This window comes from Streptomyces sp. CA-146814 (assembly GCF_050942385.1).
In the GTDB taxonomy this organism is placed as follows: Bacteria; Actinomycetota; Actinomycetes; order Streptomycetales; family Streptomycetaceae; genus Streptomyces.
Genome location: NZ_CP192068.1, coordinates 5,062,483 through 5,076,111, shown reverse-complemented (window position 1 = coordinate 5,076,111; position 13,629 = coordinate 5,062,483). Strand labels below are relative to the sequence as shown.

Below are 13,629 nucleotides of genomic sequence, written 5' to 3'. Positions count from 1 at the left end.
CTTTCAGCCGCCGGCGGGGGCTGCGCAGCCGAAGGTCTTGGCGGCGGCCTTCATGAAGGGGGCGACGTAGGCATCCCGCTTCGGCAGGTCCTCGTGGCGCTTGCTCGCCTCCAGGTACTGGAGCCCCGACTCCACCGCCAGGTAGAGAGGGCCGCCGTCCGCGCAAGGCAGGATGAATCCGGGGCCCCTGTCGATCTTTTCGGCCTCCCGGCCGTCCGGCGCCGTGGCCTTGGCCGTGCCCGTGAACTTCCGCATGGCGGCGATGAGCAGCGGGTCCCGGGTGGCGGTGTACCTCATGAAGCCGTCACCACGGACGAAGCCACTCGTCTCGTCGTTCAGGGTCAGCTTGCAGAACCACAGGTCGGTGGGGGCCTGCTGGCCTTCTTCGAGCACCTTCGTCCCCGCTGGCACCTGGCCCGCCACGGTCAGACCGTCCAGGCCGCACACCTGTCCTTCGGAGACCGGGCGCGCGGAATCGGAGCGAGGGGAGACGAGCGTTCCGGGCTTCTCGGGGAGGTCACCGCACTGGGTCCGGGCCGCGATGGTCCGTGCGGTGTCGGTGGCCAGGACGGCGAAGGCGGTGCGGTCCACAGCCGGTTCGTTGATGCTGAACTCGGCGACCACCGGCCGGTCCGTCCAGCACTTCTCGGGCAGCATGACCCACGCTTTGTACGCATTGACCCCGCCGGTCACCTCGCCGGTGAAGTACGAGGCGCCCGGTGGGTAGGGCTCACTGTCGAACGCCAGTGGGTCATAGCCCCGTACCCCCCAGAGCCGGACGCTGAGCCCGCTCTCGCCGGAACCGAGGACGACGGACGACTTCTCGACCCTGCACTCCGTATCCGTCAGGTCGTCCTCGTCCAGCCCGTCCCCTTCGGCGTCCAGACGCCCGGACCCCGGAAGGACGGCGTCCACCTGCTCCGCCGACACCAGGTCCCCACAGAGCCGGTCCGCCGTCAGCACGTTGGTGTTGCGCCAGGCGTGCAGCAGCCCCGCGACCACCACGACCACGGCGGCCACGACCGCCCAGACCTTCCACACCGGACGCGTACGGCCTGCCGCTCCTGCTGCTGTGCTCACGTGCTCACTTCCTGGTTCGCAGGGCCGAATACGCTTCTTCACGGCCGGTGATGTAGCTCTGTCCCGCTTCTTGCACGGCGTTCCGGACGGCGTTGCTCTCGTCCGAGGCCCCACGCGTGTGAGCCCAGTCCTGGATGAGGCCGTTCGTGCTGGCGATGCCCCACGCCGTTTTCTCGCTGACCTGGCCCTTCGCCACCAGCTCCGCCTCATTCGCAGCGCCCTTGGACCACTCGTAGGTGGCGGCATCCACGGCCCGCTGCGCGATATCGCCGGCCTGAGGAATCATGTTGGCCACCGCTCCGAGGCCGTGGTACCCATAACGCGCCTGGTCGTTGATCTTCCCGATCTCGGCGTCACGAACGTCGAGGATCATGTCCGTGGCGATGGCGTTCATGCCGCCGAAGGCCTGTCCCACATCACGTGACCTGACATCCCAGCCGGTCACATTCTGGGTCAAGCTGCTCTGGGGAACGCGGTCGCCCGTGTCCAGGTACTCAACCGCGTACTGGCGCTGCGCCTCGTAGAGCGCATCGAAGACCCGGATGGGCTCCCCCTCCGCGTCCTCACCGGCCACACCGTCCGACACGCCACGCATCACCCGCAGCAGGCTGGCCTTGCTGTTGGTGATGGAGGCGCTGTCGCCCGATCCTTCGACGTCGTCCAGGCCGCTCGGGCTGCCCGGCGCGTATCCGCCCAGGATGGCGTGCGTGTCCGCCGTGTAGTCGTTCAGCACCCGGCCCAGCGGCACCTTGAGAGCCTCGGGAACGGTGTCCCCGTTGGTCCCCTGGTCCAGCGTCGCGATGATGCCCTGCATGACCCGGGCCTGACCCTCGCTGTGCGGCCCCGGCTTGCCCAGCGGAGTGCCGGGTTCCTCCCCCGTCGCCCCGGCCTCCAGCGCGAGCCCCAGGCCGTGGCGGCTGAGCGGGTCGTCCTCGATGAACACCCGGGGGCCGGCCACGGTGTTCAGCTTCGGCCACTCCCGCGCGTCGTCCCCGTTGCCCACCAGGTAGTCCAGGTGCGCCTGGCCGTTCTCCAGCTTCGGGTCGAAGAAGGCGGTGGCGGCGTCGGGGTTCTTGCTCATCACGCCGAGCAGGCTGTCGAGCGCGTCGGCGCGGCCCTCGCGGTGGTTGCCGCCCCACTGTTCGAAGATGGCCCGGTTGTCCTTCTCGGCGGCGATCATGTCGTGGCCGAGCTGGTTGAGGAACTGGTCGTCGAACGGCTGGTCGGCGCGGGTCATCATCTCGACGAACGGGCGGTAGCCGTAGAGCGGGTTGGTCTTCGAGTCGTAGTTCTTGGCCCCGGCCTCCTTGAGGCCTTCGGTGAACTTCTTGTAGAACGCGCCGTCCGGGCTGTTCAGCCAGGCCTGGTACTTCGCCGAGCCGGGCCCCGCGTCCGTCATCGAACCGGGGACCTGGGTGGCCGTCGCGACCGTGTCGGCCAGTCCGCCGAGGAGCTTGGTGTACTGGTCGGCGGAGGATCCGCCGTCCCGCTCCCGGTCGGACATGACGTCGCTCAGCTTGACGATGCCTTCCGGGCCGAGCTTGTTCAGCAAACCCTGGGCGAAGACCTTGTCGCCGGCCTGGTCCCGCATCGCCCGGTCCATCTCGGCGAGGTCGGCGTCGGAGACCTTCTTGCCGTCGAGCAGGCGCTCGGCTATCTCCTGGGTGTTGCGCAGCTCGTACGCCTCGATGTCGCCCAGCGCCTGGCCGTTGAAGCCGTCCCTGGTGCCGTCCGTGGTGTCGGTGTCCTTCACCACGGCCTTCAGCGCGATCTGGACACCGGCGTCGGCGTCCGACGTCTGCGCGACCAGCCGGTCGATCGCCCGCTGCCAGGAGCCGACCGCGTCGCGTACGGACTTCTGGTAGTCCGGGTCGTGGCGGTAGGCGGCCCGGGAACCCTCGCTCAGGCTCGCCATGTCGAAGGTGACCCGGCCGGCGTCCGAGATCAGCATGTCGGCCTTGAGCGCGTCGGCCTTCACCGTCTGGAGCTTGCTCTTGAACTCGGTGAACTGGGTGTGCGCGTCCCGCAGCAGCGAGGCGATCGCCTTGGCCTGGGTCTGCGCCGCCCGGTACTCGTTGAGCATGACGCGGAACTGCGCGTTGGCGGCCTCCGCGCTCTGGCCGATCCAGGTCCGCTCCAGCGTGATGCCCTGGACCTCTTTCTCGTACGCCTTCTCCTGCTTGTCGAACTCGCCTGCCATGCCGGTCCACTTGTCCGCGGCCGTGGTGAGAGCGGAGAGGTCCGTCGTCATGATCTCGTGGTAGGTGGGCATGCCCTTGTCCCCGTCGTCCGGTATCGCTGTCGTCCGGAATGCCTGATGAACGCGCCGAGTCGGCTCTTCCCGCTCCGTGACCGTCAGTAGGTGTCGAACGGTGAGGTCCGGCCGAACCCCAGCCCGCTCTGCACGTCGGCCCCGAAGAGGTTCCGGCGGGCGCCGCTCAGGCTGTTGATGTCCGCGTCGAGCCGGCCCAGCATGGACCGCACCTGCCCGCCCCACGTCTTGTGCGCGTCCTTCAGCGCACGGGAGGTGACCCACCCGTCGCCGTCCTTGGCGCCGAGCCCCTTGACGGCGGCCGAGGTCTCCTCGTCCGCGTGCTCGCCGGCGCCCTTGGTCCCGGGCTTGATCCGCGTACGGATGGCCTCGGCCGCGGCCTTCTTGCGGGCCGGGTCGGTGGCCAGCGAGGGGCCGCCGGGCGCGAACGGCGGCGCGTATCCGGGGGCGTACGGGACCTGAGGCGAGGTGTTCGGGCCCTGGCCCGGAGCGAAGGGGCCGTACACGGGAGGCGGTGAAGGGTCGGTCGGTGCCTCGTTGAGCTGCATCGAGGCCGACCCGCCGTCCGCCGCTGTCCGTTCGCCCGCCTCGCTGCTCACTTGGCCCCCATGAGTTTCCTCGAACTACCACGCTTGACGTGATCGGCTCAGACTAACAAGCGTCTTTTCCGCCACCCGTACGTGGGACCGGAGCCGGCCCGCGCGCACAGCGAACGGGGCCGTACAGGACCCCCCGGCCCGTACGACCCCGCTGCGTTCTCCCCCGTGGCCCGCGCCTCCCCCGAAGCGACGGACCGTTTCCCCCGTGTTCCCCCAGGCCCCCTCGGACCCGTTTTCCCTGCTCCCCCCGTGGCCCCTGCCTCCCCCGAAGCAGTGGCCGTTCCCCGTTTCCCCCGTTTCCCCGTTCCCCCTGTTTCCCCGTTCCCCCCGTTGCCTCAGGCCACCAGCTCGCCGAAGGACTCCTGCTCGTCACGTCCGAAGCTGAGGACCTCGTCCTCGCGCAGCCGGCGGAGGGACCGCCAGATGCTCGACTTCACCGTGCCGACACTGATGTCGAGGATCGACGCGATCTCCGGGTCGGTGCGGCCCTCGTAGTACCGCAGGACCAGCATCGTGCGCTGGAGTTCGGGCAGCCGGGCGAGCGCCTGCCAGAGCACCGCCCGCAGCTCCGTGCCGCGCATCGCGTCCGTGTCGCCCACCGTCTCCGGCAGTTCCTCGGTCGGGTATTCGTTGAGCTTGCGCCGGCGCCAGGCGCTGATGTGCAGGTTGGTCATGGTGCGGCGCAGATAGCCGCCGACCGCCGCCTTGTCACTGATCCGGTCCCATGCCCGGTACGTCGAGAACAGGGCGCTCTGCAGCAGGTCCTCGGCCTCGAACCGGTCGCCGGTCAGGTGGTAGGCGGTTGCGTACAGGGAGGCCCGCCGCTCCTGGACGTAAGCCGTGAAGGCCGCTTCGGCCTCCGCGGTCTCCGCCCGGGTGCGGTCCCCCGTGACCTCCCCGTACGCGCTTCCCCCGTGGTTCCCCGTGGGCGCGTCGACCACCGTCATGTACGTCGTACGCGGCTGCTCCGCGGCCGACTGCGACGGCAGGTGCTGACGCCCGGCGCTCCGAACGCACCCCCGCAGGTTCGTCCCGTTCATCGCGCCGGACTTCTCCGCGCTCCGGCCGACATCGTGGAGACGCGTCACAACCGCGCTTGAGCCGGTGCTGTGCAGTGCGTTCATCTCGCGCCCCCTATCGGTGGAGATCGGTGAAGTCCTTCGTTCGTTTCCCGCTGACCAAGAGCTTGCCGGGGCAGTTTCATGGCGCTGTCCCCCGACTGTCACAGGCCTGTCACAGGGGTAGTTGTGGCCGTGCCCGGCAGCCGTCGCGGCCGTGTGCGGGCAACGGGAGCGGGCCACAGGTCGAACTGAAGCGCCACCATGGGCCAGAATGACGCTCGTGCCTTTCCTGTTGCTGATCGAGGACGACGACGCCATCCGCACGGCCCTCGAACTCTCGCTGTCACGCCAGGGCCACCGTGTGGCCACCGCGGCGACGGGAGAGGACGGCCTGGAGCTGCTGCGCGAGCAGCGGCCCGACCTGGTCGTGCTGGATGTGATGCTGCCCGGGATCGACGGTTTCGAGGTGTGCCGGCGGATCCGCCGCACCGACCAGCTGCCGATCATCCTGCTGACCGCGCGCAGCGACGACATCGACGTCGTGGTGGGACTGGAGTCCGGCGCGGACGACTATGTGGTCAAACCCGTCCAGGGCCGGGTGCTGGACGCCCGGATCCGGGCGGTGCTGCGCCGCGGTGAACGCGAGTCGACCGACTCCGCGACCTTCGGCAACGTGGTCATCGACCGCTCCGCCATGACCGTCACCAAGGGCGGTGAGGACCTGCAGCTCACGCCGACCGAGCTGCGGCTCCTGCTGGAGCTGAGCCGCCGGCCCGGCCAGGCCCTCTCCCGCCAGCAGCTGCTGCGGCTGGTGTGGGAGCACGACTACCTCGGTGACTCGCGGCTGGTGGACGCCTGTGTGCAGCGGCTGCGCGCCAAGGTGGAGGACGTACCGTCCTCGCCGACCCTGATCCGTACGGTACGGGGCGTGGGCTACCGGCTGGACTCCCCTCAGTGACCGAACGCGCCAAGCGGTCCCTGCGGGCGGGGCTGCGCTGGACCAGTCTGCGGCTGCGGCTCGTCGTGGTGTTCGCGCTGGTGGCGCTGACGGCGGCGGTGTCCGCCTCGGGGATCGCGTACTGGCTCAACCGCGAGGCCGTGCTGACCCGTACGCAGGACAGCGCGCTCGACGACTTCCGGCGGCAGATGCAGGACACGGCGGCGGCGCTGCCGGTGCGGCCCACCAAGGACGACCTCCAGCGGGCCGCCGGGCAGATGGCCTCCGGCGGACCCGGCTACGACGTGCTGCTGGTGGACGAGCGGGAGCGCGGCAAGCCGATCGTCGGCTTCTCGGACCTGGACACCTTCACCCGGGACGACGTACCGGAACCGCTGCAGAAGCAGGTGGCCCGCAAGCAGCCGCTGACCTCGAACAACGAGCACGAGTACCACCTGTTCTGGCAGCGGACGAGCATCGCGGGCACGCCGTACCTCGTCGCCGGTACGCGGATCATCGGCGGCGGACCGACCGGGTACATGCTCAAGTCCCTGGACCAGGAGCGGCAGGACCTCAACTCGCTGGCCTGGTCGCTCGGGATCGCCACCACGCTCGCGCTGATCGGCTCGGCGCTGCTGGCGCAGGCGGCCGCGACGACGGTGCTGCGGCCGGTGCAGCGGCTCGGTGACGCGGCCCGCAAGCTGGGCGAGGGCAAGCTCGACACCCGGCTCACGGTCTCCGGTACGGACGAACTCGCCGATCTCTCCCGTACGTTCAACAGGACCGCCAGCTCGCTGGAGAAGAAGGTCGCGGACATGAGCGCGCGGGAGGAGTCGAGCCGGCGGTTCGTCGCGGACATGTCCCACGAGCTGCGCACGCCGCTGACCGCGATCACGGCGGTGGCCGAGGTGCTGGAGGACGAGGCGGACAGCCTCGACCCGATGATCGCGCCCGCCGTGCACCTCGTGGTGAGCGAGACCCGGCGGCTGAACGACCTGGTGGAGAACCTGATGGAGGTGACCCGCTTCGACGCGGGCACCGCGCGCCTGGTCCTGGACGACGTGGACGTGGCCGACCAGGTCACCGCCTGCATCGACGCCCGGGCCTGGCTGGACGCGGTGGACCTGGACGCGGAGCGCGGCATGATGGTCCGGCTCGACCCGCGCCGGCTGGACGTGATCCTGGCCAACCTGATCGGCAACGCGCTCAAGCACGGCGGTTCGCCGGTGGGGGTCCGGGTGCGGACGGAGGGCGAGGAGCTGGTCATCGAGGTACGCGACCACGGTCCGGGCATCCCGGAGGAGGTGCTGCCGCACGTCTTCGACCGCTTCTACAAGGCCAGTGCCTCCCGGCCGCGTTCGGAGGGCAGCGGGCTCGGCCTCTCCATCGCCATGGAGAACGCGCACATCCACGGCGGTGACATCACCGCCGCCAACACGCCGGACGGCGGCGCGGTGTTCGTGCTGCGGCTGCCGCGTGACGCGTCGAAGCTCACGGGCGGCGGGGCGGACGGCTCCGTCGGACGGGACGGCGGGCGTGACGGCGGGCCTCGGGACGGCGACGACAGTGAGGACGGTGGGGCGTCATGACCGGTGCGTTCCGGCCGATGGAGCGTGCCCCGCGACGGCGCGCCGCCGTCGCCGTACTGGGCGCCGTCCTGACGGTGGCCGCGCTCGCCTCCGGGTGCGGGATCCGGACGACGTCCGTGCCCGTGGACGCCGGGGCCGCACCGTCCCGGGTGCCGTGCAAGCTGCCGTCGGCGGATGTCACGACCCGGTCGCCGGACAGTGTGGCGGCGCCGGTGTACCTGGTGTGCGCCTCGCAGCTGGTGGCCGTGGACCGGCCGGTGCCGAGCGGTACGGCCGGGGGCGCCGACCGGCTGGTGGCCGCCCGCGCGCTGCTGGACCAGGTGCGGCAGGCGCCGCCGGAGAGCGAGCGCCGGGCCGGGTTCTCCACGGCGGTCCCGGCGGGGCTGCGGCTGGAGCCCTCCCGCGCCGGCGACCCGGCGGGCGCCCTGCGGCTGAGCAGCCAGCCCGAGGACCTCTCGGACGAGGCGCTGGCGCAGCTGGTGTGCACGTACGCGGAGAACGAGGCGCTGGTCACGAAGGGCTCGGTGGTCCTCGGCGGGCCCGGCGACTACCGGCCGCGCGGCTATCTCTGCACCTCGCAGACGAAGGCGCGGCCGCAGGACGGGACGGTTCCGGACGTGCTCCTACGGGACTGATGGCTCGCGCGGGCCGCAGGACGGGACGGCTCCGCACGTGCTCGTACGGGACTGATAGCGCGGGCGGGCCGCAGGACGGAACCGCTGCCCACCTGCGCGTACGGGACCGGGTGCGCCGCTCCGTACGGCCTCCGGCGAAGTCGCGGAACCGATCCGGCCGGTCGTGGCGTCTTGGTGGACGTGCGTCAAGGTTCGGACGGTCAGACCGTCATCCACTTCCGCGCGGCGGGGGTCACTCTCCTCCTCGCACATCTGCTGCTCGTCGGGTGGCTGACGCTGCGCCCGCTGGACGTTCCGTGGATCACCGCCGCCAACTTCGAGCCACTCGCCTCCATCAGAGCCGATCTCGCGCTGGGCCCGTCCGAGGCCGTACGCCGGATCGGCGGGGCGCTGCTCCTGCTGGCCCCGCTCGGGGTGCTGCTGCCGATGGCCGGCGGCCGGATCTTCGTCTCGCCCTGGGTGTCGCTGCTGCGGACGGTGGCGGCCGGGGCGCTGATCTCGCTCGCCATCGAGCTGGGCCAGACCGGGGTGCCGGGCCAGGTGGTCGACATCGACTCGGTGCTGCTGAACACCGCCGGCGTGGTCCTGGCCCATCTGCTGGTCGTCCCGGTCTGCCGGGCCCGGCTGCGCCGCCGGGGCGTGCCGGGCGTACGGGACCTTCCCCGGTACCGGCAGGAGACCCTTCTGCGGGACGAGGCCCCTGGGGGTTCGACCCCGACGATTACCAGGGTCGGCATCGCCCCGTAGAGCGATGCTTTGTCCCCCCTCGCGGATGCACCATGGATACATCGGGAGCAGCACAGAACGGCTCCCGGCTTCCCGGCGGAGCGGGACACGGACAGGTCCCGCTCCCACCGCTACGGTTCGCGAAGGAGCCCACCATGGCCGCACTGGTCCGCCCCACCGAAGGACGCATGATCGGCGGTGTCTGCGCGGGTCTGGCACGGCGCTTCGGCACCTCGGCCTCCACGATGCGCGTCATCTTCGTCGTCTCGTGTCTGCTGCCCGGCCCGCAGTTCCTGCTGTATCTGGCCCTGTGGGCGCTGCTGCCCGCGGAGAAGTCCTCCTCGTCCGCGACGGCCTGGTGACGCGACCGGCCGAGGCGGCCTCGTACATGACCGTGGGGCGCACACCCGGATCCGGGTGTGCGCCCCACATGCGTGTTCAGGTGCTGCGGTCAGCCGCCGAGCGGGATGCCGTTGGCGGTGAGGCCCTGGGTCGGCAGTCCGCCGAGCAGGCCGGTGACCGGGGCGGCCGCGTCGGTGGCGTCGCCGCCGAGGACCTTGTCGACGGTCTGCTGGACCGGTGCGTTCTGGGCCGCCGTGGCGACGCCGTCCAGCGCCATGGTGGAGACGGGGAGCGCGCCGGCCACGGAGTCGAGCGGCAGCGAGGGGGCGGCGGAGGCGCTGCCGGCGGCGGCAGCGGCGAAAGCGGCACCGAGAGCGGCGACACCGAGAGTCTTGGCAGCGGTCTTCTTCATGAAGAATTCATCCTTGGGGAAGGGGATGTGAGCGGCTCTGCAAGGTAGTCATTCCGCCGCCCCCTCCGCAAACATCGCGACACGCGAAAAATGGCCGGGATTTCACATCCCGACCATCTTCCCCGCGTCGAACACGCGCCGAACAAACGTCGAACGTCAGCTCGCGGCGGCGGCAGATCCGCTGGTCACAGCGGTCTGCCGGAAAAGCCACTCGGACTTCAGCTCGGCATAACCGGGCTTGACGACCTCGTTGATCATCGCGAGACGTTCGTCGAAAGGAATGAAAGCTGATTTCATCGCATTGACGGTGAACCACTGCATGTCGTCGAGCGTGTATCCGAATGCCTCGGTCAGCAGCTCGAATTCCCGGCTCATGCTCGTCCCGCTCATGAGGCGGTTGTCCGTGTTCACGGTGACGCGGAAGTGCAGCTTCCGCAGCAGCCCGATCGGGTGCTCGGCGTACGAGGTGGCGGCGCCGGTCTGGAGGTTGGACGTCGGGCACATCTCCAGCGGGATGCGCTTGTCCCGTACGTAGGAGGCGAGGCGGCCGAGAGCGACCGAGCCGTCCGCCGCGACCTCGATGTCGTCGATGATCCGGACACCGTGGCCGAGCCGGTCGGCGCCGCACCACTGGAGGGCCTGCCAGATCGACGGCAGGCCGAAGGCCTCGCCCGCGTGGATCGTGAAGTGGTTGTTCTCCCGCTTGAGGTACTCGAACGCGTCGAGGTGGCGGGTGGGAGGGAAGCCGGCCTCGGCGCCCGCGATGTCGAAGCCGACGACGCCCTGGTCGCGGTAGCTGTTGGCGAGCTCGGCGATCTCCAGCGCGCGGGCCGCGTGGCGCATCGCGGTGAGCAGGGCGCCGACGCGGATGCGGTGGCCGTTGGCGCGGGCGATGCGCTCGCCCTCGCGGAAGCCCGCGTTGACCGCCTCGACGACCTCTTCGAGGGTCAGCCCGCCCTCCAGGTGCTGCTCGGGGGCGTACCGGATCTCCGCGTAGACGACGCCGTCCTCGGCCAGGTCCTCGGCGCACTCGGCGGCCACCCGGAAGAGCGCGTCGCGGGTCTGCATGACGGCGCAGGTGTGGGCGAAGGTCTCCAGATACCGGGGCAGCGAACCGGAGTCGGCGGCCTCGCGGAACCAGACGCCGAGCTTGTCGGCCTCGGTCTCGGGGAGGGATGCGTAACCCTGCGCGCGGGCCAGCTCGATGATCGTGCCCGGGCGGAGGCCGCCGTCGAGGTGGTCGTGGAGCAGCACCTTGGGGGCGCGCCGGATCTGGTCGGAATCAGGGACGTTCAGGGTCTGGCTCGTCATCTTGGCACTGTAGCGCCTACGCGCGTAGAGCGCTTGTCGGCGCCTTCCGTCGATGCGCAACAGTGACCGGAAAGTCGGGTGGAGTACACCTGCTCTTCTGAGACTGTTCTGTCATGGCACAGCGCGCACTCCCCCTGCCTGCCGCCAGGCTGGGACGGGCCGTCTCGACGGCCGGAGCACCATACGAGGTCAGCGGCGTGGTCCTGCTGCTCCCGGACGGCGAGCCCGACTCACGCCGCCGTCCCTCATCCCTGTCGTACGCGGTACAGCTGCCGTTCGCCCGTGCGCTGGCGCGCGCCGGGGAGGGCGACGGGCTTGCGGTGCACGTCCTGCGCTACCGCCACCGGGGCTGGAACGACACCGACGCGCATCCGGCGGAGGACGCGGCCTGGGCGGCCGACGAGATCCAGCGGCGGTACGGGGACGTGCCCGTCTGCCTGGCCGGCCACGGCATGGGTGGCCGGGCGGCACTGCGGGCCGCCGGGCACGGGTCGGTCAACTCGGTCCTGGCGATGGCCCCGTGGCTGCCGGAGCACGCGGCCGCCGAGCCGGAGCCGGTGAAGCAGCTGGTGGGGCGGCGGGTGCTGATCGTGCACGGCACCAACGACGAGCGCACGGACCCGGAGCTGTCGTACCGGCTGGCCGAGCGCGCGAAGAAGTCCAACCGGGACACCTGCCGCTTCGAGGTCCACTCGGACGGCCACGCGCTCCGCCAGCACCGCTCCGAAGTGGTGGCGCTGGCAGCCGACTTCGTCCGGGGCTCGCTCTTCGCCCGCTCCTACGCCCGCCCGGTCAAGGACGCGCTGGCCGCGCCGCCGCCGCTGGGTCTGCGGATGCCGCTGGCGGCCGGGTTCGGACGGTCGCTGCGGCACTGAACGCCGTACGGCATCAGGCTGTGCGTACGCCTCCCCGTCGCCGCACCAGCAGCACCGAGGCCGTCCACGCGGCCGCGCATCCGGCGGCGGTCACCAGCAGGACGAGCCAGAGGCGGTCCGTGGCGACGGCGGCGGTGACGGCGACGGCCACCGCGACGAAGGTCGCCGCCATCGGCACGACGACCTGTGAGGCGCGGGTGGCCGGGGCGCGGGTGGCACGCAGGCGGTGCAGCCATCCCGCTCCCCGCAGGAAAACGGCCCCGACGATCAACAGCGCGAGCCCCACGGCCAGTTGGACGGTGGGGGCGTAGCCGGGCCTGGTGGTCGTGTCCTGGCGCAGCTCACCGAGGCCCACGGCCCACACCACATCGCGCCAAGAGGAGACCGTGACCTGGTTGCCGGGTGCGAGCTTCTCCCACACGGGTCCGTCGCCCCGCATCCGTATGCGGAACGGCTGTTCCTCGGTGCCGGGGTCGAGCGTGATCCAGTAGGTGACGGCCTTCTTCTTCCGGCCGGTCTCGGTGGAGACGACGGTGGCGGGCCACGCGGAGAGGCAGTCGCCGTTCTCCACCGCCGAGCCGCCGATCTCCGCACACGGCCGCGCGGCCCGGAAGTCCCGCGCCTCGGCGAGCGATCCCGGCAGCAGCGCGAACAGGACGGCCGCGACCAGCACCAGCACCGAACCGACGAGGGCGGCGAAGGTGACACCCATCAGGCTCGGGCGGCCGGACGGCGTGGAGAAAGGCGACGAGGAGGAACGATTCACCGGGTCATTCTCGCGTGCCGGTCAGTCCTCCCCTCCTCTCAGGTTCCCGTACGTAGGTCAGTCCGGCAGCAGGTTCCCCCGCCGGGAGAGCAGGAACCGCTTGAACGCGGCGACCGGCGGGGTGTCCGGGTGGCCGTCCAGCCAGGCGACGCCGATCTCGCGGACCGCGCGCGGGGCCGTCACCGTCAGTTCGACGACGCCCGGGCGGGCCACCGCGGGCGGTGGCAGGAGGGCCACCCCGAGTCCGGCGGCGACCAGGCCGCGCAGGGTTTCGGCCTCCTCGCCCTCGAAGGCGACGCGCGGGGTGAAACCGGCCTCCGCGCAGAGGTCGTCGGTGATGCGGCGGAGCCCGTAACCGGGTTCCAGGGTCACGAACGTCTCGTCGGCGGCCTCCGCGAGGCGGATGCGGCGGCGGGTGGCGAGGCGGTGGTCGTCGGGGACCACCAGGCGCAGGCGCTGTTCGTCCAGGCGGCGGGTGACCAGGTCGGGGGCGTCGGGGACGGGTGAGGTGAGGCAGAGGTCGAGGCCGCCCGCGCGGAGGCGTTCGATCATGGCCTCGCCGTAGTTCTGGACGAGCTGGAAGCGGACCTTCGGGTGGTCGGCCCGGAAGGCGCGGATCAGGGCGGGTACGGTCTCCGAGCCCATGGTGTGCAGGAAGCCGAACGAGACCCGGCCCGTCGTGAGGTCGGCGTCCGCCCGGACCGCGTCGGCGGCCTTCTCCACCTCGGCCAGGGCCCGTTCTGCGGAGGTGAGGAAGGTGCGGCCCGCCGGGGTGAGCGAGACCGTACGGCCCTTGCGGGCGAACAGGGCGACGCCCAGGTCCGCTTCGAGCCGGACCATGGCCCGCGAGAGCGTGGACTGCGGGACGCCGAGCTCGTGTGCGGCGCGGGTCACATGCTCGTGGCGGGCGACCGCCTCGAAGTACGCGAGGCGCGGCGCGAGGACGGCCCGGATGTCTTCTTCGTAACTGCTCGGTGACAGCCGAGGCTGTGAGCTGCGTTGATGCGCCATGGGATCGATTATG

General features: G+C 71.0%; 14 protein-coding genes. 6 read left to right on the top strand and 8 right to left on the bottom strand.

Translation table 11 applies throughout. The features are described 5' to 3' along the window. Positions 1-3: 3 nt before the first annotated feature. The 4 genes from ACQP09_RS22835 to ACQP09_RS22820 all read right to left on the bottom strand — a co-directional run bounded on the left by ACQP09_RS22835 (position 4) and on the right by ACQP09_RS22820 (position 5,075). A complete protein-coding gene (locus ACQP09_RS22835) occupies positions 4-1,020 on the bottom strand; it encodes a hypothetical protein (RefSeq protein ID WP_433406722.1) in 1,017 nt (338 codons plus the stop codon). A 64-nt stretch (positions 1,021-1,084) separates the two neighbouring features. Next, complete coding sequence (locus ACQP09_RS22830) at positions 1,085-3,352, bottom strand: hypothetical protein (protein WP_433402417.1); 2,268 nt, start codon at positions 3,350-3,352, stop codon at positions 1,085-1,087. A gap of 83 nt (positions 3,353-3,435) precedes the next feature. Further along, positions 3,436-3,951: a hypothetical protein gene (locus ACQP09_RS22825; RefSeq protein WP_433402414.1), complete on the bottom strand. Its 516-nt coding sequence runs from the start codon at positions 3,949-3,951 to the stop codon at positions 3,436-3,438. Positions 3,952-4,286: 335 nt separating this feature from the next. Then, entirely contained in the window at positions 4,287-5,075 is a 789-nt protein-coding gene (locus ACQP09_RS22820) for a SigE family RNA polymerase sigma factor (RefSeq protein WP_433402411.1), read from the bottom strand. A gap of 217 nt (positions 5,076-5,292) precedes the next feature. Between ACQP09_RS22820 and afsQ1 the strand changes: the two genes are divergently transcribed. From afsQ1 to ACQP09_RS22795, 5 genes are all read left to right on the top strand, one after another. Continuing rightward, positions 5,293-5,970 carry a two-component system response regulator AfsQ1 gene (gene afsQ1 / locus ACQP09_RS22815; RefSeq protein WP_078533099.1) on the top strand — a complete coding sequence of 226 codons (678 nt, stop codon included), beginning with the start codon at positions 5,293-5,295 and terminating at the stop codon, positions 5,968-5,970. Beyond that, a complete protein-coding gene (locus tag ACQP09_RS22810) occupies positions 5,967-7,538 on the top strand; it encodes an ATP-binding protein (RefSeq protein ID WP_433402408.1) in 1,572 nt (523 codons plus the stop codon). Before afsQ1 ends, ACQP09_RS22810 begins: the two co-directional genes overlap by 4 nt. Continuing rightward, the gene (locus ACQP09_RS22805) at positions 7,535-8,173 is read left to right on the top strand and encodes a hypothetical protein (RefSeq protein ID WP_433402406.1); all 639 of its coding nucleotides are present in this window, start codon (positions 7,535-7,537) and stop codon (positions 8,171-8,173) included. Before ACQP09_RS22810 ends, ACQP09_RS22805 begins: the two co-directional genes overlap by 4 nt. Before the next feature lie 174 nt (positions 8,174-8,347). Then, positions 8,348-8,920 carry a VanZ family protein gene (locus ACQP09_RS22800; RefSeq protein ID WP_433402403.1) on the top strand — a complete coding sequence of 191 codons (573 nt, stop codon included), beginning with the start codon at positions 8,348-8,350 and terminating at the stop codon, positions 8,918-8,920. A 134-nt stretch (positions 8,921-9,054) separates the two neighbouring features. Then, a complete protein-coding gene (locus ACQP09_RS22795) occupies positions 9,055-9,261 on the top strand; it encodes a PspC domain-containing protein (RefSeq protein ID WP_433402400.1) in 207 nt (68 codons plus the stop codon). A gap of 89 nt (positions 9,262-9,350) precedes the next feature. On the opposite strand, the gene ACQP09_RS22790 is transcribed toward ACQP09_RS22795, so the two are convergent. Together ACQP09_RS22790 and ACQP09_RS22785 are read right to left on the bottom strand one after the other, a co-directional pair. Next, positions 9,351-9,653, bottom strand: coding sequence for a hypothetical protein (locus ACQP09_RS22790; RefSeq protein ID WP_433402398.1), 303 nt, complete (start codon positions 9,651-9,653; stop codon positions 9,351-9,353). Between the two features lie 156 nt (positions 9,654-9,809). Then, complete coding sequence (locus ACQP09_RS22785) at positions 9,810-10,964, bottom strand: adenosine deaminase (protein ID WP_404071441.1); 1,155 nt, start codon at positions 10,962-10,964, stop codon at positions 9,810-9,812. 113 nt (positions 10,965-11,077) lie between these two features. On the opposite strand from ACQP09_RS22785, the gene ACQP09_RS22780 reads away from it, so the two are divergent. Next, on the top strand, positions 11,078-11,839 hold the full coding sequence (locus ACQP09_RS22780; RefSeq protein ID WP_433402395.1) for an alpha/beta hydrolase: 762 nt from the start codon (positions 11,078-11,080) through the stop codon (positions 11,837-11,839). A gap of 13 nt (positions 11,840-11,852) precedes the next feature. Here the strand turns inward: ACQP09_RS22780 and ACQP09_RS22775 are convergent, their stop codons facing one another. Together ACQP09_RS22775 and ACQP09_RS22770 are read right to left on the bottom strand one after the other, a co-directional pair. Further along, positions 11,853-12,605 carry a hypothetical protein gene (locus tag ACQP09_RS22775; RefSeq protein ID WP_433402392.1) on the bottom strand — a complete coding sequence of 251 codons (753 nt, stop codon included), beginning with the start codon at positions 12,603-12,605 and terminating at the stop codon, positions 11,853-11,855. Positions 12,606-12,662: 57 nt separating this feature from the next. Beyond that, the gene (locus tag ACQP09_RS22770) at positions 12,663-13,616 is read right to left on the bottom strand and encodes a LysR family transcriptional regulator (protein WP_433402390.1); all 954 of its coding nucleotides are present in this window, start codon (positions 13,614-13,616) and stop codon (positions 12,663-12,665) included. Positions 13,617-13,629 lie beyond the last annotated feature (13 nt).